General features: G+C 50.3%; 26 protein-coding genes and 1 pseudogene. 12 read left to right on the forward strand and 15 right to left on the reverse strand.

Features of this window, described 5'->3' with window-relative positions; genetic code table 11:
* Position 1 precedes the first annotated feature (1 nt).
* The 3 genes from JXQ78_RS17770 to JXQ78_RS17780 form a co-directional block, all read right to left on the reverse strand.
* Entirely contained in the window at positions 2 to 280 is a 279-nt protein-coding gene (locus tag JXQ78_RS17770; protein ID WP_330633596.1) for a hypothetical protein, read from the reverse strand.
* A gap of 2 nt (positions 281 to 282) precedes the next feature.
* Positions 283 to 1,098 (reverse strand): P-loop NTPase family protein, encoded by an 816-nt coding sequence (locus JXQ78_RS17775; RefSeq protein ID WP_330633597.1) that lies wholly within the window; start codon positions 1,096 to 1,098, stop codon positions 283 to 285.
* A gap of 137 nt (positions 1,099 to 1,235) precedes the next feature.
* On the reverse strand, positions 1,236 to 2,264 hold the full coding sequence (locus JXQ78_RS17780; protein WP_330633598.1) for a Cdc6/Cdc18 family protein: 1,029 nt from the start codon (positions 2,262 to 2,264) through the stop codon (positions 1,236 to 1,238).
* A 281-nt stretch (positions 2,265 to 2,545) separates the two neighbouring features.
* On the opposite strand from JXQ78_RS17780, the gene cyaB (JXQ78_RS17785) reads away from it, so the two are divergent.
* The 3 genes and pseudogenes from cyaB (JXQ78_RS17785) to JXQ78_RS17795 form a co-directional block, all read left to right on the forward strand.
* Complete coding sequence (cyaB, locus tag JXQ78_RS17785; RefSeq protein ID WP_330633599.1) at positions 2,546 to 3,070, forward strand: class IV adenylate cyclase; 525 nt, start codon at positions 2,546 to 2,548, stop codon at positions 3,068 to 3,070.
* A gap of 158 nt (positions 3,071 to 3,228) precedes the next feature.
* A complete protein-coding gene (locus JXQ78_RS17790) occupies positions 3,229 to 5,154 on the forward strand; it encodes an ABC transporter ATP-binding protein (RefSeq protein WP_330633600.1) in 1,926 nt (641 codons plus the stop codon).
* Between the two features lie 123 nt (positions 5,155 to 5,277).
* Positions 5,278 to 5,661 (forward strand): annotated as a pseudogene (locus JXQ78_RS17795) (RNA-guided endonuclease TnpB family protein); the annotation flags it as partial.
* Between the two features lie 382 nt (positions 5,662 to 6,043).
* On the opposite strand, the gene cyaB (JXQ78_RS17800) reads toward JXQ78_RS17795, so the two are convergent.
* The 6 genes from cyaB (JXQ78_RS17800) to JXQ78_RS17825 all read right to left on the reverse strand — a co-directional run bounded on the left by cyaB (JXQ78_RS17800) (position 6,044) and on the right by JXQ78_RS17825 (position 10,997).
* On the reverse strand, positions 6,044 to 6,601 hold the full coding sequence (gene cyaB / locus JXQ78_RS17800; RefSeq protein WP_330633601.1) for a class IV adenylate cyclase: 558 nt from the start codon (positions 6,599 to 6,601) through the stop codon (positions 6,044 to 6,046).
* A 6-nt stretch (positions 6,602 to 6,607) separates the two neighbouring features.
* Complete coding sequence (locus JXQ78_RS17805) at positions 6,608 to 7,279, reverse strand: hypothetical protein (protein ID WP_330633602.1); 672 nt, start codon at positions 7,277 to 7,279, stop codon at positions 6,608 to 6,610.
* Positions 7,280 to 8,003: 724 nt separating this feature from the next.
* Complete coding sequence (locus tag JXQ78_RS17810; protein ID WP_330633603.1) at positions 8,004 to 8,333, reverse strand: hypothetical protein; 330 nt, start codon at positions 8,331 to 8,333, stop codon at positions 8,004 to 8,006.
* 125 nt (positions 8,334 to 8,458) lie between these two features.
* Positions 8,459 to 8,818, reverse strand: coding sequence for a hypothetical protein (locus tag JXQ78_RS17815; protein ID WP_330633604.1), 360 nt, complete (start codon positions 8,816 to 8,818; stop codon positions 8,459 to 8,461).
* Positions 8,819 to 9,267: 449 nt separating this feature from the next.
* Positions 9,268 to 10,056 (reverse strand): M14 family metallopeptidase, encoded by a 789-nt coding sequence (locus JXQ78_RS17820; protein WP_330633605.1) that lies wholly within the window; start codon positions 10,054 to 10,056, stop codon positions 9,268 to 9,270.
* The gene (locus JXQ78_RS17825; protein ID WP_330633606.1) at positions 10,047 to 10,997 is read right to left on the reverse strand and encodes a transcription initiation factor IIB; all 951 of its coding nucleotides are present in this window, start codon (positions 10,995 to 10,997) and stop codon (positions 10,047 to 10,049) included. Before JXQ78_RS17825 ends, JXQ78_RS17820 begins: the two co-directional genes overlap by 10 nt.
* Before the next feature lie 151 nt (positions 10,998 to 11,148).
* On the opposite strand from JXQ78_RS17825, the gene JXQ78_RS17830 reads away from it, so the two are divergent.
* Positions 11,149 to 12,081, forward strand: coding sequence for a hypothetical protein (locus tag JXQ78_RS17830; RefSeq protein ID WP_330633607.1), 933 nt, complete (start codon positions 11,149 to 11,151; stop codon positions 12,079 to 12,081).
* Between the two features lie 3 nt (positions 12,082 to 12,084).
* Here JXQ78_RS17830 and JXQ78_RS17835 read toward each other — a convergent pair whose 3' ends face one another.
* Positions 12,085 to 13,428: a hypothetical protein gene (locus tag JXQ78_RS17835; RefSeq protein WP_330633608.1), complete on the reverse strand. Its 1,344-nt coding sequence runs from the start codon at positions 13,426 to 13,428 to the stop codon at positions 12,085 to 12,087.
* A 514-nt stretch (positions 13,429 to 13,942) separates the two neighbouring features.
* Between JXQ78_RS17835 and JXQ78_RS17840 the strand changes: the two genes are divergently transcribed.
* Both JXQ78_RS17840 and JXQ78_RS17845 read left to right on the forward strand, forming a co-directional pair.
* On the forward strand, positions 13,943 to 14,173 hold the full coding sequence (locus tag JXQ78_RS17840) for a hypothetical protein (protein ID WP_330633609.1): 231 nt from the start codon (positions 13,943 to 13,945) through the stop codon (positions 14,171 to 14,173).
* Between the two features lie 2 nt (positions 14,174 to 14,175).
* Positions 14,176 to 14,853 carry a hypothetical protein gene (locus JXQ78_RS17845; protein WP_330633610.1) on the forward strand — a complete coding sequence of 226 codons (678 nt, stop codon included), beginning with the start codon at positions 14,176 to 14,178 and terminating at the stop codon, positions 14,851 to 14,853.
* 405 nt (positions 14,854 to 15,258) lie between these two features.
* On the opposite strand, the gene JXQ78_RS17850 is transcribed toward JXQ78_RS17845, so the two are convergent.
* Entirely contained in the window at positions 15,259 to 15,522 is a 264-nt protein-coding gene (locus JXQ78_RS17850; protein ID WP_330633611.1) for a hypothetical protein, read from the reverse strand.
* 735 nt (positions 15,523 to 16,257) lie between these two features.
* On the opposite strand from JXQ78_RS17850, the gene JXQ78_RS17855 reads away from it, so the two are divergent.
* Together JXQ78_RS17855 and JXQ78_RS17860 are read left to right on the forward strand one after the other, a co-directional pair.
* A complete protein-coding gene (locus tag JXQ78_RS17855) occupies positions 16,258 to 16,449 on the forward strand; it encodes a hypothetical protein (RefSeq protein WP_330633612.1) in 192 nt (63 codons plus the stop codon).
* Between the two features lie 232 nt (positions 16,450 to 16,681).
* Entirely contained in the window at positions 16,682 to 16,921 is a 240-nt protein-coding gene (locus JXQ78_RS17860) for a hypothetical protein (protein ID WP_330633613.1), read from the forward strand.
* A 33-nt stretch (positions 16,922 to 16,954) separates the two neighbouring features.
* Here JXQ78_RS17860 and JXQ78_RS17865 read toward each other — a convergent pair whose 3' ends face one another.
* On the reverse strand, positions 16,955 to 17,347 hold the full coding sequence (locus JXQ78_RS17865) for an SWIM zinc finger family protein (RefSeq protein ID WP_330633614.1): 393 nt from the start codon (positions 17,345 to 17,347) through the stop codon (positions 16,955 to 16,957).
* A gap of 880 nt (positions 17,348 to 18,227) precedes the next feature.
* On the opposite strand from JXQ78_RS17865, the gene JXQ78_RS17870 reads away from it, so the two are divergent.
* The 3 genes from JXQ78_RS17870 (at position 18,228) to JXQ78_RS17880 (ending at position 20,105) form a co-directional block, all read left to right on the forward strand.
* The gene (locus JXQ78_RS17870) at positions 18,228 to 18,551 is read left to right on the forward strand and encodes a hypothetical protein (RefSeq protein ID WP_330633615.1); all 324 of its coding nucleotides are present in this window, start codon (positions 18,228 to 18,230) and stop codon (positions 18,549 to 18,551) included.
* Positions 18,552 to 18,742: 191 nt separating this feature from the next.
* The gene (locus tag JXQ78_RS17875) at positions 18,743 to 18,967 is read left to right on the forward strand and encodes a hypothetical protein (RefSeq protein WP_330633616.1); all 225 of its coding nucleotides are present in this window, start codon (positions 18,743 to 18,745) and stop codon (positions 18,965 to 18,967) included.
* A gap of 235 nt (positions 18,968 to 19,202) precedes the next feature.
* The gene (locus JXQ78_RS17880) at positions 19,203 to 20,105 is read left to right on the forward strand and encodes a hypothetical protein (protein WP_330633617.1); all 903 of its coding nucleotides are present in this window, start codon (positions 19,203 to 19,205) and stop codon (positions 20,103 to 20,105) included.
* A gap of 40 nt (positions 20,106 to 20,145) precedes the next feature.
* Here JXQ78_RS17880 and JXQ78_RS17885 read toward each other — a convergent pair whose 3' ends face one another.
* Together JXQ78_RS17885 and JXQ78_RS17890 are read right to left on the reverse strand one after the other, a co-directional pair.
* The gene (locus JXQ78_RS17885; protein ID WP_330633618.1) at positions 20,146 to 20,418 is read right to left on the reverse strand and encodes a hypothetical protein; all 273 of its coding nucleotides are present in this window, start codon (positions 20,416 to 20,418) and stop codon (positions 20,146 to 20,148) included.
* On the reverse strand, positions 20,419 to 20,871 hold the full coding sequence (locus tag JXQ78_RS17890; protein ID WP_330633619.1) for a hypothetical protein: 453 nt from the start codon (positions 20,869 to 20,871) through the stop codon (positions 20,419 to 20,421). It abuts the gene before it with no gap.
* Positions 20,872 to 21,783: 912 nt separating this feature from the next.
* On the opposite strand from JXQ78_RS17890, the gene JXQ78_RS17895 reads away from it, so the two are divergent.
* The gene (locus JXQ78_RS17895; protein WP_330633620.1) at positions 21,784 to 22,185 is read left to right on the forward strand and encodes a hypothetical protein; all 402 of its coding nucleotides are present in this window, start codon (positions 21,784 to 21,786) and stop codon (positions 22,183 to 22,185) included.
* A gap of 3 nt (positions 22,186 to 22,188) precedes the next feature.
* Here JXQ78_RS17895 and JXQ78_RS17900 read toward each other — a convergent pair whose 3' ends face one another.
* Positions 22,189 to 26,139 carry a type IV secretory system conjugative DNA transfer family protein gene (locus tag JXQ78_RS17900; protein WP_330633621.1) on the reverse strand — a complete coding sequence of 1,317 codons (3,951 nt, stop codon included), beginning with the start codon at positions 26,137 to 26,139 and terminating at the stop codon, positions 22,189 to 22,191.
* Between the last annotated feature and the right edge of the window lie 16 nt (positions 26,140 to 26,155).

The following is a 26,155-nucleotide window of genomic DNA, read 5'->3' on the forward strand; positions in this document are numbered from 1 at the left end:
GTCAGTCCTCCGATTGGCCGTCGATCGCAGCTTCTAGGGCTTCGATTCTTAGTTCGTGTTCATCCAATCGTGACTCCTGTTCAAGGTCGATGCTGATCAGTGTCGGGAGCAATGGCTCCTGGTGATTCAACAGCCCACTGGCGTCAGCGTGCTCACGGGCGTAGCTGAACAGCTGATCGAAGCGTGGCTGATCGTGCGTGCGTAACGCTCGACGATACTCTGCCCAGCGATCTTCGAGCGAATTGAGTACATCACGGTATGTCGGGGTGGTGCGCCCCATCGTTATCGGCCTCCGTACTGGAGTGCGGCCAGTGGCTCCGGTGCTGTTGGACTGGTCGCTAGCTGTGCGTCGTCGATCGGCGACCCGATCTGTCTGGCACGAGCGGTCAGCACCCCACGCCAGTACCCGATGGTGGTCTGATACAGTCCGTCGCCAACGGGATAGAGTGTCGTTTCGAAATCGTCACCGACGAACTGTGGCCCCATCGGGGTTTGCTCACAGCGGAGCTGTCGGTCGGCGATCATTGCGATCGGCTCGGTGGCTGTATCCACGCTCGTGCGCCCGACGAGTACGGGCACCCCATACTTGTCTGCGTATCGGTGCAAGCGTGCAAGAACACGACTCAGGAGCGTCTGAGCGTGTTCAGTGGGGAGTGTATCCTCATTCTGGTAGTGGGCGTCCAGTGCCGGCGCGACGATTAGCGCTGGTTCATCTGAATGTGCTTCGATCGCTGCTGGTAGATCACAGATAGCACTGTAATGCTGATAGGGGGTGAATCCACGCGCCACCTGGACGCGATCAAGCAGCTGCTGGCTGGGAGCAATCCGTGCGAACTGTGTTGTGGTGGCGTAGCCATGGACGTCGACCCAGAACGCAACACCATCGTTCAGGAGCAGGTGATCGACCACGAGCGATTGGAGCGGTGCAACAATCCGCTCGTGGTCACCATCAAGTAGCGTCACACCTGCCTCGAGCGTCGGAAACACTGTCGCACTGTCTGGTAATGATGCGTCACGACATAAATCGCGATTACGCTTCGCTCCTGAGGCAGGCTGTGAAACTGCCAGCCGTCGATCAGAGACGTTGGTATCGTTCATGGTTGAGATAACACTGCTCTCGGGATTAAGCGGAGGCGTGTCGTTTCTGGAATTTCCGGTGCCAGCTGATCATCGCTGAGCGCTTGCTACGACAGTGAATTCTCCAATATTCCATTTCAGAAAATCAGCTTCCGGAATCAGGGAGGTGTTGAGACGACCGACGAATCGACGAGTGCATATTCGCGATTACGACTTGATCCGTCGGCAACCAGTAGATTGTACTGAACCATCTTTTGAAGATACGTTCTGACCGTGCGTTTCGTCCGGGGCTCGTCAACTCTGTCCGTATAGCGATCGTAGATAGAACCAGGACTTAGTGGCTCATGCTCGCGAACGATGGCGTAAACGGACTGCTGGTGTGGCGTCAACGAGTCGAGACTCCGTTGATGGAGTTGGTCTTGGGCGTCAGTCGCTGCTTGTTGGAGCAGTTCGTCAACAATCCGGTCACGATTTTCTCGAGTTGCAGCGCTCGCAGCTGATCGGAGCGTGCCTATCGCTAGGCGGGCGTCCCCAGCCGCACTATTCGCGATCGTCGCGAGTTGGTCGTTAGAAATCACATCGGGCTCAAGCCCCCACCGAACGCGGGCCTGAAGGATATCGATGAGCTGTTCGTCGTGGTATTTTTCCAGGCAAACATGCTCGCTTGACTGTAGCCGACTGCGGAGTCGGTCATCGACGTGAGACATTAGTTCTGTCTCCCGATTCGCTATGCAGATGATCGCAAATCGATCCAGGCTATGGAGATCGTATAGGATCGATGGATCTTCGAGCTGATCCGCCTCATCAAGAATGATTATCCGTCGAGGACCGTCGTACGATTCTATTCTTGCAATCAGTTCATCATGAGGAGTTGATTGCCGGTGAATATCGATCGTCTCACCCAGATCCTCAAGGATCTGATACAGAACGCGAAATCGCGTATAATTGCGCCAGCAGTTGATGTAGGTGGTTTCGACATCCAGAACCTCCTCACGCAACCGTTCGGAAACGAACTTCGAGAGACACGTCTTTCCCACCCCACTAGGACCAGTCACCAGAGCTGTGTCAGTAGGTTCGCCACTCTTGATCGGTTCAAAGACACTGGAAAGATGATTGAGCTCGGCATTCCGATGCTCGATTTCTCGAGGGACGAACCCGGCCCGTAGCACTCGAGCATCTCTGATCATATCTAACAATTTCTATCCGACCAAATAAGCATATCCTCTTAAAAACCGTTTCTACAGGCCACTTAGTGGAAGGTTTAATTTCGTCTGAACATAAAATCGCCCAATTCTAGTTATAATATACTCACCAGTCACTTCACTCTCCTAGATGTCATAAGCAATCATCCAGGGTCATCGTACATTCCATGGGCCAGGTCAAGAAGTTGGAAGAATGATAAGCATAACAGCACTCTCAGCACTCCGTATAAACAGACAAATAAATTTGAGATAAGTGGTTTGTCACCATGGAACTAGAAGCAAAATTCCAAGTGTCAGATAGTGAACCGATAAAACAGAGTATACAGAGAGGAGGATTCGAAGCCACGGTGCAAAAGCAACAGATTGATCATTACTACATTGTAGGTGAGACTGATGAAGTTGGCTTTCGGCACTATTTTCGACTCAGAGAGGACAAACTAACCGAAGCAAGCTCTTTGGACTACCACCAAGTCCGCTCCGAATTCGAAACTGAAGAAACTGAAGTTTCGATTGAGAATGGTGAGGAGGGAAGGGAGATTTTGCGTCGTCTCGGCTATAATATTGAGTGTGTAGTTGACAAACAAAGGGCGGTATATGAACGTGGTGACGTGGTGATCACAATCGACCAGATTGATAGCTTGGGCACTTTCGTGGAGATTGAGATGGAAGGAACACTCACAGCGGAGAAAGAACAACGATTCGATTCCATCATTAAGCGCTTTGATCTCAATAGGGGGCATCGGGTGAAGAACAAAGGATATCCCGAGCTAATCATAGAAAATCAGAACTAAACCTCGTCCTTAATTCTTAGATTGGTGTCAAAGAAAATAGTGGGTAAAGATATTGAGTGTAACTAGCACACCACCACAAATCACGTTATCTACGCAGTCATTGGTCGGGAGTACGATGTGTCATTGTAGACACCATATTTCAACGAGACAGAGGGATCATGACTGCAGACAAGGATACTGACGACGAGCCGCTGTTGTTCGAACAAGACCAAGCAGCGACTAGTTGGCCTATTCCTCGACTATTTCAGGAGTATGGGGCAGAGTACAAACCACTGATAGCAGTGGCACTCGGGGCGTCCCTCCTTTCTCCTGTAGTCAGTCTTCTGCCCACGTATCTTCTGAAGGTGGTGATCGACAGCGTATTTCTCCAAACGACGCCGTTCCATGTACCGTTCGTCCCTGCCAGTTGGATGCCAACGCAACCTTGGCCCCAGCTTCTCGTCTTGGTGGGACTGATAGTAGTTGCAGCAGTAACGAGCACAGGTCTCGGTTGGATCAGCGGTTGGGCATGGGGACGATTCGCCCAAACGGTTCAGCACATTGTGCGGACGGATGCCTACGAGAAGATCCAGCAGCTTGGGATTGCCTTTTTCGACGACCAGCAGACCGGACAGATTCTGAGCATCCTCAACGATGACGTAAACGAACTCAATCGATTGCTTGAGCGATTTCTTGATGAACTACTCCGGATCGGAGCCCGGTTTATCGGCATCGCCGCGTTTCTGTTCTATCTGCATTGGCAGCTCGCGATCATCGCGTTGCTTCCAGTGCCAGTATTGGCCGTGATGAGTCGATGGTTTATCTCCCGTATTCGTCCGATGTACGACGACGTTCGCCAGCGCGTGGGAGTTCTCAACGCGCGGATTGAAAACAGTCTGAGTGGGATCAGGGTCGTCAAGGCCTACACGGCGGAATCGTTCGAAGCTAATCGGGTCGATGATGCGTCCAAACAGTTGCTCGATACTCGATGGGATGTGATTACCACACGTATTAGCTTCTTTCCGGCGATGAATGTCGTCAACTGGCTCAGCTTCGGCGTTCTCGTGATAGTCGGCGGGTTGTGGATTCTCAATGGTCCACCACTGTTCTTCACCGAGCCATTGTCAGTTGGGACGCTAGTAGCTTTTCTCACCTACAATCGACAGTTCACGAGTCCACTGATTCAGGTGGGGCACTTGATTGACTTGTATCACGACGCGCGAGCCTCGGTAATTCGTATCTTCGCGCTCAAAGACTACGACATCGAAATTAAGGATCAGGAGAACGCACTCTCGCTCGTCGACATCGACGGCAACGTTACATACGAAGACGTAACGTTTCGATATGATTCTGACGAAGAGCCTGCAATCGAGGGGATCAGCTTCGAAGTCGAACCGGGTGCATTTGTCGGGCTCGTTGGACCAACTGGATCTGGCAAAACCACATTGACGAAACTTCTTCCCCGATTTTATGATCCAGATGAAGGGGCGATTCGCCTTGATGGGCACGATCTGAGCTCGATTGCGCTCACTGACCTCCGGTCAGCGATCGGCTACGTCTCTCAGGAGCCGTTCTTGTTTTCTGGCACGGTTAGCGAGAACATCGCCTACAGCACCCCAGACGTTTCTCGGGCCGAAATCGAGCAAGCGGCCAGAATGGGTGGAGCTCATGAGTTTATCACGGCACTTGCAGACGGCTACGAGACTGAGGTTGGCGAGCGTGGCGTGAAACTGTCGGGCGGTCAGCGCCAGCGAATAGCCATCGCACGTGCAATAATCACAGATCCAGATCTGTTAATTCTCGATGAAGCGACCTCACACGTCGACAACGAAACTGAGGTGTTGATCCAGACAGCCCTAAGGGAGTTCAGTGCTGATCGTACCACCTTCGCTATTGCCCACCGACTCTCGACGGTCCGTAACGCCGATACGATACTTGTTCTTGATGATGGAGAGATCGTAGAGCAGGGTACTCATGAAGAGCTTCTTGAGCGCGATGGGTTGTACTCAAATCTATGGAAGGTCCAGGTTGGGGAATTGGAAGAATTACCAGACACATTTCTCGAACAAACAGTCGATGCAGATGCACCTAATTTCAGTCGGTGACGGTGCGACCATGACATCACCGAGATTCATTCGGTCGTTGTCACTACTATCTCGAACGACACGTACCACTCCTTCGTACGTTCCAACCGAAGCACACTCACCGTCTAACATACCTGTAGTGTCGTCATCAAAGGCGAACTCGAAACAAACGACGCAGCAGGCGACAGGGGGCAGATATTGACCTTGGCAACACAAACCTCGCCATAGTCGCATTTCCCAACGAATACGTCTTACATCCTGGCAATTCCATCAAGCATGACAAGCACTACTTCACGTGAGCAAAATACGACACCGAGGGTGAGATAGACCCCTCGGAAAAGGTCGATGTGGGCGCGTCGAAAAATTTCAGAACGTGAAACCCACTTCTACCATATCCTCACAGAGACCATCATCACTGAGTGAGTCAAACGTGGTGTCGGTACACTCGCGGTGAGTTGGCCCGAAGACGTGCGAGACTCAGACTTGAGGAAGACTGGCAACAAGAAGCTGCATACCTGGGCGTTCGACCACAGAGTGGGATGTTTCGAACGAGAGAACTGAATATACCGTAGACCGGCGAATATCCCATCTGCGGTACGGGAAGCCCCGTCGTTCACGACATTGGAGAAAGTCAGCATGAGATCCTCGAGAGAGCCGAGCAGATCGCAGTAGATGATTGGTGCATCACATATAGCCCTCCGTGCTGGATTGCACTGAGTGGCTCCGGTGCCTTCGATCGGACAGTTGGTTGTCGTCGATCGACTCACCGACTTGTCTGGCCCGACAGCGCCCTTGAAGACCTGTTCAAACCGAATCGTGGAGATAGAGGGACACTCGCCAGTCCGAGTGGGCTGGAAAAACCGACAGACGATAACCTACAGTCTCTGCTAGCTCTTTATGGACGAGGATATCAGTTTTGTTGACATTCTAAAACGAGGTCTCGATACGGTTCATCAACGATTTCAGGGCTATCTATTCCCAATTCTCCGAGGAGGGTTCTGTTGTTTTCCCGTGCTTTCGTCACTTCTTCGGGAGTTGTCGCTGCACTTTCGATTTCCAGGTAATGATCGATCCCCTCCACATCGTCTAGCGTAATCACCATGCTATCTTCTACAACCTTCTGACGATGTTTAACAACGGTTGTGAGTTCCTGACACCCAATCGCCTTGAGAATATGCCTCACATCCTCCACATCATCGATAGGGATATCGATCTCATCTTTCCAGAACTGATCTTGCATCTCTGGTGTTGTCTTACCCTTATACGTTAGCTCGACTGGTTCGTTATCTCGTACTCTGATCCGCAGGCATTCGTTCGTTTCAAGAAAATCCCTGACAGGTGCTGTGAAGTAGATATCCCGTTCGGTCATTTCTGAGATTGACCCATACTCAGTGAGTGTCTCTTGAAGTTTGTGTGCCTGTTCTTCAGTCACTTTTATTTTCATCTCGACTTCTTTCTGTTGTTCCATGATGTATCACCCCTCTTTCTTCAGTAATCTGTTACGTTTCTCCCGAGCAATCCTCTGTTCGTTAGATTCGATTGTTCTGATGAACTCTTCTCGAATTTCATCCGCTAGAGATTTGATGTCTGGGAGCTGCCACAGATCTGCTAACATACACAGCCTGGAGTACCGCTCTTTGCCTAGACTGATAGCTTGTTGATATCCCTCCGATGTAGGACGTGGTATATAGAACACGAATTGTGTGTATGCTACCTCCTCAACATCGAGTGAAGAATCTTCAGCGTATTGTTCGGGGACCGTGATCTCATCAAAATTGCTGAAGTAGTCGATCGCGTCGGCAGGATATCCCAGTATGGTTCCCAACCGTCGGTGGTAAGACGCACAACTGTTCACCCTCGTTGGCAGCAGATCCAACCGGAGAGAATTTCGAGCAGCAATCCATGCCGGCATGTCACGGATTTTTCTACTTTCTAACCCAAATAGATTGAATAGTTCTACACTTCCATCACAGAAGGTCAGTGGACTGCGGAGTGATATCCAGGGGTCTGGATTGATCAATGCAGCTGACCGATCCCCTGAAATCAGAAGCGCAATTTTGAGTGGGTCTCGATGTGGTTCATCCCGGAACCAGCTTAGGTATTGCCCCAGCTCCTGATGTTGTTTCCCCGTTAGTTCTGGTTCCATACCTTCATTACAGTGAGATATATGAAAAAGATCTTTATATATTACCTACAGAATAGAACTGGTATTATCTGATTCGCTTTCCGCAGATGGGACATTTGCCGGTCTTTGCCGCCTTTTTTCGCTGTTTATTGTTCCATCCGAATTTGCATTTTGGACATTGAGTGAGGGCCATTTAATTTCACCTCCACAGGATTTGTTTCAATGCCTGCGTAGTATAATATATCACCAATCACTATAAACATTGCGAATACTCGCAATGTTAGGAAAATACGCAACCAATTGAAGTTGCGAGTATTAGCAACTATTAGGATAAAGGACTACAGTACCGACGTGAAATCACGCGGACTAATTACCGACACAGAGAGAGAACGAATCACTGGAGATGCGGATGTTGAGGACGAAAAAATCTACCAAGCAACCTCTCGCATCCGTCGACGAATCAAAGAAGAACTTCCTAAGAATATTGAAACGCTGCGAGAGCACAACCCTCAACTTCTTGAAGAACTGCGAGAAGTCGTCTGTGACAAGTAGGATCCCTGACACCCTGAACCTCCCCCGCTGAGGGGTCCACTACGTCCTACTCGATCCTCGCTGGATGCAGTTTTCGGTGAGTGACCTGCATCCATTTGAATATCATCCTCAATACATATAAAACTTCTGTAATTATTTTTAAACTTTTATTTTTCTATTGAAACTATTGGGAGATTTTCCCACTCTCAGCTGCTCAGTCGAGGAGTTGTGCGGCCAGACATGGCCGCTGGAGACGCAGGCCAGCCACCGTCATATTTTGGATTCTACGTTCCTCATTTAGAATCTCCTCCTCAACCGAATCGATCGGGAGGCCCAATCTCTGAGCTGGAATCGATTCTTTCGTATTCCTCTGCACCACGACTTCCTCGACGGTACCGTATGGCGTCTCTCGAAACTGATACCAGACGCCGCCTTCAAAGAGCAGTCGTCCGATCCTATAGCCATCTTGGTCGATAACGAACGACCGACCCTTTGGCTGTGGCGGACGGTCAATACGCTCTTGTGGAATCGACTTGGGAAACATATGCCGACACCGACGACATGAGACTTCAGTTGTTTGTGGGCCACGCTATCGAATTTTGAGAGTCTCTTCCAGTTCGAACTGATGGCCACAGTTGGGACACATCAGTTCGCCAATGGCGAGACTCATCAGAGCTCCTCCAGAATGTCACCAACCATGGACTCGAATTGATCCTGCTGAAACCACTGATCGACACCAGTTTTAGCTTTCAGATGAACGCCAACTGCACGATCCTCCAACTGGTCATATAATTGATCAATTTTAAGGCCAGGCGATCCAGCGGGTCCTGGAGTCCTGGGATTACAAATTGTCCAATAGCGCCCTTCGGGGCCTTCAAATCTATCACCAATCGAGTAGTCTACTACGGGCATCAACTCCACAGACCCCCAAAGCTGTTTTCCGCAATATTCACACTCAGCCTCGATTTCGACTGTCGAGCCATCCAACCTGATGTTACTAATCCGTTCGGGCTCGTGGTCACAAGTCATAATTCCTCCAAAAATTTCGTGTGGGGGGCTTTCTCTATCTCGCCAGTTTCGTTTAGATTGATGAGGATGATTCTTCGGCACATGAAGCAGCGAGACACCGTCAGTCTGAATTCGATAGGGTTTCCGTTGAGTGGGATTCGGTGATCGCAGTGCGGGCACACAACCGCACCAAATACCCCATCATATTCATTTACCATACGGTGATCGGTGGTGATTCTCTGCACTCGGTGTTTCTCCGTACATGTCTTATTCATCTATGTCACCATCCGGATTGATTGTCTTCGAACGTCCACCACCGACGTACACGAGAAAGGTGGGTCCGGTGGACATCACGTGAACTCTCCACTGGTTTTGAGTCACAGCCACCACCTCGTTCCATTCCGTCCCCATCGAAGGGGAGTCGATGATCGATTGGGAATAGGTTGATGTCGGATTCGCCGGCGAGACATTCAGATCACCCCCCTCAACTCAGCGGCATATCCGAGCTGGCGTTCATACCCATGCGAACTCATCAACACCGGATAAAACGACTCCTCAGCCCGACGCTCTTTGCCGTCGATCGTTGCGAACGGTTCCCCAGTCTCAACATGCCTGAAATTCTCGACGTGAACGGAATATGTTGATTCGGGATCTTTCGTGATTTGATGACGGAGCATATACACCGGAATTGTTCCTGGGGTGGCAGGTTTACCCCCACCGTCAGTAACCGCGCCGGTTGCTCGTAGGAACTCAGAAACGAGTTTCTCAGCGTTCTCCACCGCGGTGGCTGTGCCCTGAATCCCACACTCAACCTCGATGGCGTTCACGTAGCCGACGAGCGTGTTTCCCACGAAGCCACCTGTTTCGACCAGCGCGTCGATCGAGATTTGTGGACAAATCGTCCGAGACAATGGCCCTGTCTCGTCGACGATCGCAAATGGTCGATCGTAGGACTGCGTTGAGTGCATCGATAGGACTGTGCACCCACCAATCTGTTCCAGTAGCTCGTGTGCAAGCTGTGCTTCGTAGGTATCGGCGTCTGGATCGCCTGGAAACTCGCGATTTAAATCGGACTCCGTATATCGGACACCTCGCGAAAGCGCGCGCTCATTGGCGATGATAAACTTCACCGGCCGACCCACAGCAGGGGGATCAGCAAGCACTCGTTCGATTGCCTCCGCGCCACATGGTTCGTCACCGTGGATCGACCCAACGATCGCAATCTCTGGCTCACCCTCCCCCAACTGTTCTACTCGCATGAGACTTCCTCCAAATTCTCCTGTAAAGTGGGATGGTGTTTCTGGATTGTAGCGATGCAAACACCACTGACCTCGCTTACGGCCCGTTGACTCACTGATCGGCCATGGGTGAGCTGATCCGAGAGATACAGTGCACTCGCTGCAATTGCGACTGGGCTCGCCCCCGATCCAAGATACTCATCCGGTGCTGTCTTGAGAATTCGACGTGCCATTCGAATCGTCTCATCAGTCTGCTCGAGTTGTGAACCGAACCGATCTAGAAACGCAGTTGGATCTCCTGGCTGAACTGCGAGCTCGAATTCGCAGATGATTTCTCGTTTTGCCCTAGCAATAGGGATTCGAGCCACACGAGCGACGTGGGTTATTTCGTCCAGCGAACGAGGAAGACCTACCATTGTGGCGGCAATGTGTAGTGTCCCAGCGGCTACTGATTCGATCGATCTCCCACTAACTAGTCCTTCATCGTGTGATCGCCTGAAAAGCACACAGGCGGTCTCGCGAACATCTTGGGGAAGTCCAAGTGCACTCGCCATTCGCTCGATTTCTCCGAATGCTTGTTTTTGGTACTGGGAACGAGAGCCACCAGTTTTTGATCGCTGGTTCCAGGTTCGCAGGCGACGCATCTGACGACGCTTGCGTCCCGACAACAAGTTCCCCTGGCTATCCTTGTCTGAATAGCTGATCACAGTTGAGAGCCCCTTGTCGTGCATTGTGTTCGTCACTGGTGCACCCACACGCGACTTGCGATCACGATCCTGACTGTTGAACGCCCGCCACTCAGGACCGTGATCAATCCCCTCTGTCTCAATGACGAGCCCGCAGCCTTTGCAGACGGTTTCGCAGTTCCCGTCCACTAAGCGGCCCTCACACTCCGGACACACTGATTTTGGAACTTTCTTTTTATTAGTAGATTCAGAGTGTTCCGTGTTTCTAACACTCATATACGCATATGTTAAGTTCCAACTATATAAAAATATTCCTAGTACTGTTCCAAATTGCTAGTAAGTGGTGGATATATTCTGTTTGTTCTACTAACTACGGATATGGAAGAGTACAAAACCTTTATTTGCTAATTCTGTTTTTGCTTAAAATATGGACAGCCAAGTGGCCGTAAGGGAAACAACAACCATTTGCGAGTCGGGAGAGATAATCCGGACTCTCAGTCCGCCACGGCTTGCGACCCTCTCAGAACTAAAAAGGGGGCATGAAACCCAGCTAGAGGTTGCTAATTCACTGGACCGTTCTTCCTCATTAATCTCGAAGCATCTGAGTGCACTTGAGGAACTTCCTGTTTCGCTTGTTAATAAAACAGACCTGGCGATTACAGCAGCTGGAAATGCTATATTCAACCATCTAAAATCACTAGCACGACGGCTCGACATTGATCTCGACAAAATTGATTTCCAAGGGAATCCTTCTGATATCGATTATTGTCTGTCTCCCCTCTATTCAGCCCGTGGCCCGCTTCTCTTCCTTGTGTTCCATTCTATTGGAGTTAATAATTCACTCGGGAATCGAATTGATCTCTATCAACAGGAGCAAGTGCAGACAGCGACGATCGTCTCCGATGTAGAAAGCCGGCAACAGGATCGAGGCGAAGGAGTAAGGCGGAAACAGGTTAGATGGCAATTAAAACAACTTGCTCAGGCAGATAGTATCCTATTTGAGAATGAACGCATACAGCTCACCGATAAAGGCGAAGCTCAATTGCGGTTTTTTGAGGATATTGTACAAACTATAGAAGATGAACATGGGGAAGAATTACCTCGATCAATACCGGAGAGATCACAGTTCACCCCAAACGGATGGCAGGATACAGGGATTAATATTGATATTGAATCTGATCAGATGGATGTTGTACCTGAGCTTCAAATCGCGGATGACGCAATCACACTTTCGGATGGTATGACTATCTCAGAACTCATTGAGCAGATCACACATCTCACTAAGAGTCATGACTATGATTCGGAATTGAGTCTAAAACTAATGCTTCGATCTCAGGCCACAGAATCTGAAACACAGTAACAGTTATCCATTCTGTACGCATGGACGCTGCTGTTGGCTGTTCTGATGGTACCAATCCTTCCCGACCGCTCCACGTTTGAAATCTCCCCGGTCAATAAAGAACAGTAATTGATTATCAGGAACAGAAACTGGTGTGAGCCGGTTTTGGAGTTCCATTGCCCGACGATAGATATGGTCTGTAGTCCATCGAGCAGTTGGGTCTGACTTCACAGAGGTGGCTACCAAAAGCGATTCCTTCGAGAATCGTTCTGAGTCAATCAAAGAACGAATATCACGAGAGTGATTAGCAAGATCCGTCTGGTAATTCAGCTGATCGGCTATCTTCTGGACCTTCTGGTTTGGCATCTCATGTTGCTCTACGATCCGTTCAGCTTTTGACTGGATTCGGATCATTTGGTTGTCTGCTGCTTCTTTATCTAGATATCGAAGTACATCCATTGTTTCATTGGCTACTGATCGCGTGTCTTCATTTATACGATCCATATCGACTTGACCATACAATTCTGGGTACATCGCTATCGAAAGTCGAGGGCCAACGGTGAACCAATCGTGATGCTGGACTCCAGTAGCTACGTGAGCAGCTGTTTGGATCTCGTTAAAGATTTCATGATAGTTGGCTGTTTCCTCGATGCTCGGTTGTCCGACTCGATGGAGGGTTTCGCCGCTCTGGCTTAGGCTGATATCAAGGTCTGTAGACCGAACTACACGTGCAATGCTTTCCTGTTCCCCTTGACCTAGAACCCCCACGAAGTCTAGATTTGAAACCTTCTCGTACTTCTCCCGGACTGTAAGTGCTGCTAGATATTGGGCAGCTATGTCCTTATTAAATTGCTTAGGGTCGTTTAGTCCGCGCTCAATCCGTTTTCTGTTCTTCTGGAGTCGATTTCGGCGGTCAACATTGCTTTCCCAATTACCTAATCCGTCACGGAATGGTTTTACGTAATCTCCACGTCCATATCTCTCATAGCCACGCAAGGCTTGGCTAGCTAATCTCTCGTGAGTACCTTCTGAGAGTTCATCAAGACCGTTTTGGTACTGTTCGAGTAGTCGCCCCTTCTCATCAGGTCGATAATATTTGGAGTAGTCAATTACCTTCAAATCTCCTCGCTGACGTAGTGTCTCTGTAATATTACCGCGAATTTGCACGTTCCGATTGCTTCTCTCTCGAACTACGCGACCCATTAACCTGTCATAATCGAATTTATCGATTATAATCGTCGGCCTATGCCTTTTGAAATGAAATAACTGAGGAAGATGAGTATAGAGCGTGCTGAAGCAAAATCCAGGAAGGGCTACATAACCACTTGCCATATTTTTATTCCGATAACTGTTTTTGTTTTTATCCATATTAATTATACTGGGAGAGTTTGCCACTCTAGATCCAATCCCACCTCCAGCAATAATCCCAAAGAGAGATCTCAGTAGACTCCGACGTGTTTTCATGCTAATGAATTACACACCTAGAGTTGTTAATTTTGTCGCCTATTCCCTCTTCCTAGATCTATCAACTAATTAATGGAAGTGAGAGCCTGCCTTATGCATCAAGGGGGATCTAACAGTCTCTCAAAACTCAAAAATGAGAATGAAATAACTGATCTTCTCATTGGTATTCCCCGTTATATGGTATCCGACAGAGGGAATTTCATCCAATCTGTTCTCGACACGGACTAGCAGCTGCACCCTCAGCATGACGGCCGGGAAGCCGTCGTATTCAGCGGACAATTCTCAGACCCAGGCCTTGCCATGGGACCCCTTGATTAGCTGGAAAAGCAGCGTCTTCTATAAAGTACCCTTCCAGCATATAGCCAATTGGCTATTCCAAATGGGAAACGATAAATGGAGAGATGATAAATATTGGCACATGCGCGAGAAGGGAGACGATGGCCGCTTTGTTGAATCAGTCACCCACGAGGATGTTCTAAGTGTCTTTGATGACGTCGAATCACCATTTATCGTTTCAAGTGATATCGTCGAAAGGTTTGACTGTACTGGCGAAACTGCTCGAAATAAGCTAAAGGACCTGAAATTAGAGGGATTAGTCAAATCCCGGACTCCCGCTCGGGACACCATCTGGTGGCGGGAGGGTGAATAGACATGTCTGAGATTCCAGAGCTGTCCATGGATCAGCGACTTGTCCTAAGCGAGTATTTCAGCGCATTTTGCAATACCGGCGAAGCATTCAGAGAACCCGTACGACTTGCGCTCGTGCTCGCTAACGAAAAACCAGCTACAATTGTTGATCCGCCTCCAGATATGTGCCCGTGGAGTCCTCTTTCAACTCCCCATTGTGCTGTGAAACTGCTCGATTCTCTCAATCTCGAATATCAAAAAATCACAGACTCACCGGGATGGTTTGTCGCAAAAAATAGCATGTGGCTGGAGATGCTGCCTTCTACGAAAACTGTGAATGACGCCTACCATCGACGTCTTGGAACTGTTATGGGATACCCTCACAATGCGATCGAAGAGTTTGTCGATAATGGAGGGAATGCACTCGCGCCACGCGACTATGTCGACCAAGGGATATTCACAGCTTCTGAGATAGGCTATACTGCCTTCGTGTGCTATCTCCCGATCAACACCGAAAACAGCTATCAACAAGTAATCTCACTCGGCAAAGAGCGATATCGACTGCTACAACAACTTTCAAACCAGTGGGGAATCCCGAATCTGGGAACACTCACAGACAACATCTATCGTAAGTATCGTGCTGTATTCGCACGAGAATTATCGTCATTTGGTGAGCCGCTCCCTTCGCGACAGACCGCTTAATCTTATTTTTAATTGTAGCCAAAAAGAGTAACTTAGCAAAAGATATGTGTAGTTGCAGCCAAAAATAATAACCGCCATTCTATCTTCCAGGGATGACGGTCCCTGCAGTTCGAATTGAGTAGTCGGCGTTCTGGCGCGAAAACGGCGCGATGCCGTTTAGTTATTCGATCCGGAGTGGGAAATGCCCGCAGTTCGGGCATTCAGGATATTTCTCCTGTTCCGGTCGAATGCCGAAGCCACATTCGCTGCAAACGCCGATAAACCGAGCCATTCTATCTTCCGGAGATGACGTTTGGTGAATGCACCGCAGCACCTTGCCACCTCCATTTACTTGTACAATAGCTATACACGTATACCTTTTGGTCTTGGCCAATTGGCTATAGGAGAATGGCTCTGAGAACCGTTTCAATCTTCGTAAGGCAGTTCGCTTGGGGTCGATTTGTTCGCCGCGCACTCAAGGACGCCGTCGCGAATTCGCAAGAATTCGAAGTCGGCCCCATCGAGTACGTCGAAAATCTCCTGCTCAAAAGTACAGGGGCGATGGGGATGGATCTCGAATACGTCCCCTTCGCAGTACCTGACTTCATCAGCGAGCGGTTTCATCCAGTGGTCTATCCGGTCGTGGGCCTTTGCAATCCACGGTGCTGGGTAATCGGTGTCCTCCGTCATTGTGTTGATTGGGGGAACTGCTCCCCCGAAACGCGTTCGGAGAATCGAACTCCGACAGCTTCCCCACGGAAGCTGCCACCTGGCCGCGCGTTTCCCTGGCTACCTGTTTGCTTCTATATCGGCTGGATCACCGTCGTAGGCAATCCAGCTGCCAGTATCGGGATCGAAGATGACTAGTTTGCCATCCTCCTGCCGACAACCACTCATATCGAAGCCTCCAGTTTTTTGCAATTGAGACAGATTGCGATTGAATACGTTTCTAACCGGGCGAAGTACACTTGCGTCCGGCGACACCGAGGACAGTAGTCTCTCACCAACTGCATTAGACTGCCTCCTTCGCTCGGCACCGGTTCTGTTGGGAGATCTCCGGGTTGGTAAATCGGTCAACCTCTCCGTGTCTCCACAGAACTTCTGTGGGCACGAGATCTTGCCCCACTTCAGTATAGGCCTGAACTTTGAAGTGAACGCCCACACGGACAGGAGGCTCAACGTCGGGTTTCCGATGGTCTGAGGGAGGCCCTAAAACTTCAATCGCTGTGAGTGCCCGTTCTCGGACGCTCATCTGTCTTCACCCTGGGGAGTGGCGTAGTCAACTATCGTAGCCGAATCAACGACTATGATCCCTATGGGGGTAACTTGGAATGTAGTCCGAATATGAGCTTCCCCAGGTTCGTTAGCTTCCCCTGAACCGATTGGACCACATTCTTCGCAGTTCGTCCATCGAAGGTACCACCCATGAGAATCACCGGTGACGTAGATGTGCGCCGTTGGGTCGTGTTCGTCATCACACAACTGGCGAACGCTGGTAATCAGCTTGTTGCAGGAATCGCAGATCACCTGGCCGTCCGGTGTTCCGACCGGTTCCCCCGAGACCTTCAGGTCTGTCATCGGTTCGCCTCCGTCCGACCCACTGCGATGGTTTCATAACGCTCCTCAACCGATATTGCGTTGGTTTTCTCGTCGTACATAGCGCGTCTCTGAGAAAGCCAGCATCGGGATGTTGGCGCATCCTGGTGCGATTCTCTCACACCAACTGACTCCCTCTACCATATGGCATACGCCACATGTGCATAAGCGTTTCGCATATTGTAAACACATATTGTAAATGCATATTGCAAAAAGCAGAAGTTGTAAATAGATAGAATCTCTATCTCGGTGTATGCCGCGAGAACACAATGAATCAGGGGACTTTATAGAAACAGTGTCACACGAGGATGTCATTGAGGTATTCGATGACTATCGTAGTCCGTGTATTACATCAGGTGACGTAAAAAAATCACTCGGATGCACACCCGAAACCGCACGACGGAAGCTAAAAGAGCTTCATAATGAGGGGATTGTGGAAAAACGCAAAACCGCTGGTCGTATCATTTGGTGGCTGGCTGAAGAAAATAATTGAAACCGATAAAACCAGCAAATTACCGTTCTCTACCTAACGATCTTGTCTGATTCCTCCGTCAGTAGCAACCCCACGGGAGGGTGATTGTATAGGCTCCGTTACATTGTTGTTTTCCTCTGGGAGTGGAACGGGTGCAGTGGCTTCTATCTCTATCTCGGGTGAAGCTGCATCAATGACGGCTTGCTCCCAATTGACCGCGAGTATATGCTTGCAAGGCCCATTACCGAATTTGAATGCCTTGCAAGAACACTCAACAGCAACCTCTTCGACACTCACTACGTGAATGTGCTCATCACTGTTAGATCCATAGCTAGCGTTCTCTACGATCACAGTGGCCGGTTCGGGAACCGTGAACTCGAAGCTCTCCCAAAATGCTCGTTTAGCTACTGTTGATACGTCTTCGTCGTTTGTGTGTTCTTCGGACATGGGTATTCGAACTTGCTTGAGATTGCCAGTCGGACACGTCACCATCGTGTCGTGGGGGTCAACCCCTGCACAGACCAGCTCTCTCTACCATATGGTATACGCCATATGCACATAAGCGTTTCGCATATTGGCTATACCATATGCTATCAGGAGGCTCGATTCTACCGAAATAGGAAAATAGTGAACGACTAGTGGCCGTAGTTGGTCGCTGTTTCGCGAACCGAGTTATCTACAGAATTGTCGAAGACATAGAATGAATCTCGGCGGGTTGGCCCATCCATGCTTCCATCACTAGATGATGGATATGTCCCTCGGAAAACCGGTTCTCCGTTGGCATTCCGGACGTATAGCCGGAATTCATCCCCAAATTGCTGAGGCTCCGGCTGTAGGTGGTTATTTCCATGGCTGGACTCTGTCGTCTTAACGGAGACACGTCGAGCGATCACTGTCTTGCCAGTATCACTAACGTCGATTATTCTCGCAAATTCGCAATTCGTCTGTCCGTATCCCCAACTTGTGTGTATAAACACACCTATCCAATCTTCTGTAACGGTCTCTGCTTCAGGATCGAAGCTACTCTTTGTCGATTCCTCAGATTTATCCACTTCCAAATCTTCGTCTGTCATGGTTGTTCGAACTTGCTTGAGACAACCAGCTGACGTGTCACCATCACGTCGGCATTCTCCAAACCAAGCTCTTACTGGTATGTCTCTACCATATGGTATACGCCATATGTACATAAGCGTTTTGCATCTTGTCTACGCAATATGCGAAAGTCATAAGTACATGTGGTGTATACCATATGGTAGAGGCGGAAGGGAGAAAAGCACGATGGTGACGTGATTACCTCCTGATCTACCTCAAGCAAGTTCGAGTAACCATGGCAGAAAAGAACACAACCGAAGAAAACGATGAATCAAGTAGAGAATTTGCACCTGGATCGATCGCTTTCGATCTGGTAACGCGTCAACCGCTGTACATCCATAAACAAGTTGCAAAAGACCTAGAAGAGCACCAGAAGGAGAACAATTTCGACCTAGCAACGTACAAAATGCATGAATACCTGCCTATTCACCGAGATGATAGGGTCTTCGAATGCGTATTCATCGAAACCAGCCCGCAGAAGATGCACAAGGTGGGAAAATCGTACGATTTCCCAGAAGGCCGCCTGATGGCGGTCCCTGTTGAACAAGCGTTCGAGTAAACAATTCTCTGAACCTATTTTTTGTAGCTTTTCTGTATATTGCAGACCCTCAATTAGCATATGGTGTAAGCAATATGCGAAACACTTATGTACATGTGGCGTATACCATATGGTAGAGGGAGTCAGTTGGTGTGAGAGAATCGCACCAGGATGCGCCAACATCCCGATGCTGACTTTCTCGGAGACGCGCTATGTACGAGATAAAGCCAGAACCAGTTGAAGAGGTAAAGCATCGTCTTATCCGTTGGGAGATTGAGGGAGAAATCTCAGTACACCAGGAGGTAGACAAATATGGTCAGACCACCGGTAGCGCGTTCTACCGGTGTACTGAGTGCGGCGACGAGTTAGTTACCGGATTTGATCTGGCGAACATGCCGCACAAAGAGGACTGTGAGGTGGCCGATGAGACGAATTGAACAGATTTGTCTCGTCGGGGTATTCGCAGTCTGGGTGTTTGTCACGGTCGGGCTTCTCCAACTCGATACTGGTATCTTTGCCGCTGGAGGGCTGGTCGTAACAGATCTGGTAACCTGATCGGGACTCCTATCAGAGAGATATGCATTGCGCGGTTTAGTATCTGAAGGGTACAACATAGATACCCAAACAGATCGCTTCTAAACATTCATTTTGATAGCGATATTTGATAGCTTGATGAGTAAATCACGTTGTCTGCTAGTGATTCTGTTAATTATCGGTTTATCCAATGGGCTAGTTTCGGCACAGACCGAATCACCATCACACACTCTTACGATCTCGTCAAACGGCAACGGCACAGCATCATACGTTGTGACGAGTTCCAGCAAACTCAGTTTCAGATCCGAAGAACCAGCGGAGTATGTACGTGGATCAAAGCAAGCTGCTGGGACTGTCGGAGAGGAGAATGACGAGAAGGATGTGATCAAATATAACGGCTATATCGAGTCTTTCGATTACGAGGGGGATATCACGATTCATCTAAATGGTCGGCAAGTATCCCCCGATGTACTGACTGGGAATCATATCAAAATCGTCCATCCAACGAACGCATCAGAGACAATCGAATACTACTATCCATTGAATGGTGAATCCGCACGTGGCGAATATGCCGAGGAAGACGACTCAGCCACTGATATGCAAATTTTAGGATCGATCGATAAAGGGGTCGATTCCTTCTACTATCGGGGCACTATCCCGGATCACGCCTTTCAGGGCCTTGCTCCGGTATTCGTCAATGGTGAGCTAGTGGACAACCAGGGTGGACCACAACAGACAACGTTGACTAAGGAGACAAAACAGCCAACACCAACGATCTCGTCAACCGACACCACCACTGAATCGACGACTACAGTCTCTACAACTACCAACACAAACACCCATCAGACTACCCAGCAACGAATTACAAAAACAGGCACTAGTCCCACAACATCTAGCGATTCTCAAGCAGATGCCCCAGCATCAGAGCAATCTTCTTCACTGGTCCGCTCAGTGACGATCGGTTTGGGGGCTGGAATTTCAATCGTCATTGGATTAATACTTGCATCCATCGCTATAGATACGTATCTTATTTCGAAATGAATCTATTACCGTATTCAAGCCCATAACAAATGTGTAATGTCTACTCGTCTGGATCTGCCTCTTCAACAGCCTTCTCAGCAGAGTCAGTAAGCTTGTCAGCTAAGTATTCAGCAAGTACAGAATCACGGCTCCTAGTGAGGGGATGTCCACTGCCGGTTCTTCCTCCACCATCGTGATCGTTACCCATCCGATCAGCGACAGCCTGAACTGCCTCAGCAATAGTTTGCTGTTCGGTGGTGCGCTCACCCGCGTCTGGGCGTCGATCCTGATACTCACTGCTACCGTCATCGTTGCCACCGTATCGACCTCCCATTTAGATCATCTCCGTATTTGTCGTTTCACCGTTGACAGGCGAATCGGGATCTACTCCTAGAGCATCTACAGCTCGGTTGGTGAATATATCCCACTGCTGTCGGAGTTCCTCTTCGCTCTGTTTCGTAGGTGCCATATCCGATCGCCACGCCGTCTGTCCGGCAGCTGCACCAACTGAATCGGGTACACGTTCGAGATAGTTCGGCGATAGCAATCCGATCAGGAAGATATTGCGGTCCTGCTCGGTGTCGATCTCCTGGAGGTCAGCCACAAGCTCATCAATCCGAATTCCAGCTCCTGCCGTGAAATATTGGGTGCCATAAAACGCGCAGTAATCATCAAACCCCGCTCGATCGAACACCTCATAACAGACTGCACGCTCTTCGGGTTCAACACCCTGTACAATAGGAATAAGCCGTGTCTCAGCCCCGTGCTCGTGTAGCTGGCGTTGCATCCACAGCAATCCCTCCATGCTGTGCAAGACGTTGTGGCTCCGGTCGCCTACATCCTGATTTTCGTAAGTACTGTAGTCCGCTGGAATGTGGAAGTCAGGCCCAAAGGCTAGCACATGCTCCAGCTCTCGTTCCCACGAAACAAGATTCAGTTGTGTGTCCCTGATTGTTGTAGTGGTGATCAAGCTGGTCTCTTCGGGGAACCATGAGCTCGCAGTCTCATCTCGGTTTACCAACGCACGCATATCTGTATACTTCAATAGAGCATATTCTGGCGTAACAGCCTCTAAGAACGTGCTGTAGCTGTGGTATGGTTCGACGCTTGGTATTGCACCACGTGGATAATTTTCTGGCATCTCAGACACTCTCCTTACCCTACTGTGCCTTTCTTTCACTACAACTATTTTAGAACTATCGATCTGGCGACGGCCGCTCGCCTTCGGCTCGCTCCGCAACGCACCTAGTCTGTCCGGTATTCGTCGTGAGAGGGGTACCAGGCCGGTCGTTTGCAGGCCTGGCTGTCCCACGGTGTCGCCGGTCAACTGTCCGGCTGTCGTCGCTCAGCCCGGATGTCGGTATTCGTCGCTCCCCCAGTTTTCCATCTGTCGCCGCTTAGCCTGGCTGTCCACATCGTCGCTCTAGGGGGATGTCGGCCAGTCGTCGTAATCTCTGGGTATCCATTGTTTCGCAATATCGGGCTTCCACCTGTCGTCGCTCTTCTCGGGTGTCCACCTGTTGCATCTGAGCTGGAATTGCACCTTCTCACCGCATGGAGGCCTCCCACAAATCACTCCCACCCTAGGGGGGAGGCCCCCGCATGCGGGTTCCTCGGCAATCGGAATTAAACGTTAATTACCGGTAAATATTTGAGGTATTAGAGACCTCTTGAGGGTATGGGAAAGTCGGGTAAGTCGATGAGTTTCGATCAGCTGGTTGAGAAAACACAGGGATCACCACGGGAGAGAATACTAGATGGACTAAGGTTCTATGGGGGTGAAAGCAATGCACACCAACTTCGCAGCTACTGCAATATTCCGTCGAAAAATTATCATTTTAACAAACTCGAAATGCAGGGACTAATCGAAACCAGTGGAGAGGAGTACGTCGGAAAAGGAGGATCAGCAAAGATATATCATCTTACAGAACGTGGCCGCAAGGTCGTAAACGAATTAGTGGAGTTCTCATCGGGAGAAACAGCAACAGAGCTACAAAATCGAATCGAGGAGCTTGAGAATGAACTTGAGCGCCTCGGAAATCTCTACAATGAGCTGGCCGACCATGTTGAGGTGATCGATCAACGGACTGTAGACAATTAGCGCTCAGAAACGCTCGAATTTCCGAGGCTCGCGTTGTGATGCAGCGTCTGTATCGTCACTGACCTCCTCACTCTCTGCTTTCTCAGTTATTTCTTTGTCAGAAGTCTCTTCCATGCGATTGGTAGTGTTGCCTAGCTCATCTTTCGGAACATCCTCTTCAGCGACTGTCTGTGGGAGGTCACACAGCGGAATGTTATCTTGGTCATGGCGATAGAGAGTGAGATCTAATGGCGTCAACAACCGTCTCTCGTCGTTCTCGTCCACTTCAGCTTCTGGGACAACAATGATATCCCACTCGGCGGTTGACGGCTTACCATCAAACTCGTATTCTGGGATTACGGGCGGTTTGATGTTCCGCTCGCCGCCAGCAGGATACTGACTCGCGTCAGTAAAGATCTCGGCAGCAGTATTGAAGCGCGCGTGTTCGGTACCGTCCGTATCCCTCAAGATATACTGACCGGTCTGTCGATCGTGGACCCAAATGTTGGCTGCTGCTCCTGGCCGGGTCATTTTCTCGCCGTCAATCATCAGATTCCTCGTCATGGTATAGAATCGGCGCTCTTCGTCAATTGAGTGGTTGCTGTGGCAGTACTCATCCCCTGCGCAGAGCGTGGTCCAGACGGCCTTAGCTGCATCCAGACGGCACAAGAATACACACCGCCGGTCGGCGTTATGAGCGGAAACGAGATTGATAATCGTCTGTGATGGCTGTGTTTCCCCAGTCGAGTGTTCGGCCTCGATATAGACATCCTCCACGCCAGCTAGTCTGAAGAGTTCGGGATGGTTCTCGCGGAACGAATTTACTCGGTCAGCGATAGTTTTCGGATCTTCGACCCCGTCGAGATAAAGTTGATCATCAAGCGTAGCGAGCGCATCTGGCATGGAATCAGCATCTTGGTCAAGGATCTCGAAGAGGAACCCAAGTTGTGTGAAAGGGACATACGCATCCTCCATCAGTCGTTGATGGTCCTTACCGCCAGCAGTCTCACTCCCTCCGACATTCATAAACCCAGTGTCAGTAGCTTGTACGAAGATCTCGTCGTCCTCCTCACGATAATTGAGGTAGGCGTCGGGGACGTGCTGCAATACCTTCCGCCAAACTTGGTTTGCGTCCCGGAGTGCTCCGCCTCCAGGGAGATACCGTCGCAAACGGTCCAAACAGTCACGCACCGCAACGTAGTCATGCGGAGATCCCTGGCGAATAGATTCGTCAGTGATTGCCTTGAGCACCTGATTTCGCCAACGTGGCTCACCAAAGTCGATCTCATCGAGCTGCTGAGGATCGTCTACATCTGTTTCCTCCCCATCGTAGAACCGCGATTCTTCTCTGAGTTCCTCAGCAGATTCCGGGACATCGCCGAAGCGTTCGACCGACCGGCGCTTCATCGCCTTTACGTCAACCTCATAATCGTCACCGTGGACTTCTTGACGGATTTCCCGGCTGGGAGGGAAGGCATCGACCTTGTACGAATAAGTCGTATCCTCATCGTCGTCTGTCTGGTAGTAGGTCCGAAGCCAGAACTTGAACCGTCCCAGATTCGTGAGATCACTCGTGTTCTCCAGCGAGTGATGTGAGAGGATATATCCGGCGTCCTTCTCTCCCGTTCCGAATGAAATCGCTGTGTCAACCTGGTTCTGGAGGGCGTTTTTCAGTTTCCCGTAGAGCTGATTTGAGGGAGCCTGACAGGCCAGAATCATCCTGAAATCGTGTCCGCCAGCGATCGAGAGCATTTCGTGAACATTCGTGAGGGGTGAGACTCCTTTATCGAACTCATCCCAGATCAGATAGAAGCGCGGCGCATCTGGAAGCGTTCGCTTCGCCGTGTAGAACCGTCTGACCAAGGGAGTCAACATGAATTTGATCTCAGACTCACCGAGGTGAGGATCTAGCCGCAGGACACAGACCTTGCCTTCTCGAACCAACTCCTGGATGCTTGCCGAGGGATTGCGCGCACACAGGAAATTCCGTATCCCGGCGTGTTGAGTAAGCATATCAGTCCGCCCCGCGAGCGGCTCGAGATCCGAATCCTCTTTTTCGCGGATGCGCTCGGCGGCATCTTTGACAAAAGGCATCCGCTCGTCACTGATCAACTCTGAAAACGTATCAATGCCAGCAGCTGCACCGATGGCCCCTGCAACATCCAGCGGGGTGGCCGTGAGCCCCGATCTCGCCAGCCCGTTAATAACCGTCCTGGTAACGCGCTCCATGACAGCTCCCCAGTATTTGTCCGAGCCACCTGCTTCGGCAAACGACGCCCCCCAATCGTCAGCCAGTGCATGGACCGCCGATTCGAAGGCGTTCGTCCCTGGCTCGGCATTCGAAGGCACTTCCAGGAGGTTAAATCGGACCCGTTTATCGAATTCACCCCCTGTATCAATAAAGACAAAATCCTCCTCGGGGCGGTCCTCCGGCCACTCCTCGATGAAACGCTCATCATCGTCCTGCTTGCCCTTGGCGATAATGAGCGCACCATAGTCTCGATCGTAGACCTGTGACGCGAGGTTCCCCAGTGTGGTGGTTTTGCCCTTTCTTGTACCTCCTGTCACCAACATATGAGCATTCAGATATTCTTCATAGACACCGACCTCCGTCCCATTTCGGCGTCCGAACCCGAACCAGAACGGATCACCGGGCTCAGAATGGTCCAGCATCGCCACCTGCTTCTCGGCGCTGGTCGGGTCGTCAGGAAGATCAACGGCGTCAAAATCAAAGCGTGGCGTGCCCACCGGAACGCCGTCGCCTGGACGAGAGAGCGACCACTGGAGTCGATTGGTCGTGATATCATCCGCTCGAGGGACGTTCAACAGCCCGGACGCTTCGGGTTGGGTTTTCACGATCCCAGCATCCTCCCACACACGCCCACAGGCGCGCTCGAATTGCGTAGCAAGATTCGAGCCGGTGATAGGCTCGGGGAGAAAGGTTTGCTCTGATCTGAATTCGTAGTAGTTCCGGAACATCCCAGCAACGCGTTTGACGCGATGAGCGGCTTCATCCGGATCGTCCGAGATCGCGAAGATTCGTACGAACAGTCGCCAGGCTTTGCCATCCTGTTCTTCGAGCATCCGAGCGACGTCCTTGTCACGTTTCGACGGCGGGTGCTCGATGACCTCTTTCGGTCCGAACGGGATACCGAAGATGTTGTGACGTTCAATTGTCTTTTGGCGGAGCTGGTACGTGAGGTCCTGAACTGACGGTACACCCTCGATCGGCGTCCCGACAGCCCCACCATCCCAGTCACGATCGCCATGCCCATCAGCGATTCCACCACCGTTCGGGACGCCTTGCAGCCAGCTACGATCAGCTGGCTGAAACATGAGCTGCACCGCGACATCGGTTTCAGTTGTAGCGTTCTGTGCTGTCTCGGCTGACGATCCGTTGCTAGTCGTTCCGACGATCTCCTGGAGGATCGCGCCGATGGGGTCTGATCGGAAACCGTCTAATGCGATGTTATTGATCGGATAGAGGGTATAGCGTCGGAGGGCGAGCGTACTCCCTGCAAGATACTTACCAGGGGACACATCGAGGAATCCTGCATTACGAGCTTTTATTTCTGAGTTCGGGTATTTGTTCTCAAGCTGTCGTCTGAAGGTCTCGAAGTACTCCTGTGCGGGGATATATTGAAGTGTGATAACACGTTCACTGGGCCCAGTCGTGGTGGTTTGGGTTGGTCCATAGCGGATCTCTGCGGTGTGAGCGGCAGAGACGTTCTCACGCTTGCCTCGAAGAGGGTTCCGCAGCGATCGCGATCGCCTGGATTTCACCTCATGGAGAGCAGTAAGAACTTCATCCATCGCTGGGATGCCACCGTTATCCCGGTACGGACGGACGACAAGGGCACACTCACCGTCAGGCAATTTCTCAGTTGCTGCCGTTGCCAGCGACTCATCGATTCTGAGCGGTTTGTAGGCTGTTGTGCTATCCTGCGTCGATTGGAGCCGATCTAAAATTCCCATGTGGAGATCACCTATA

Source organism: Halocatena halophila (assembly GCA_027563145.1).
Lineage (GTDB): Archaea > Halobacteriota > Halobacteria > Halobacteriales > Haloarculaceae > Halocatena > Halocatena halophila.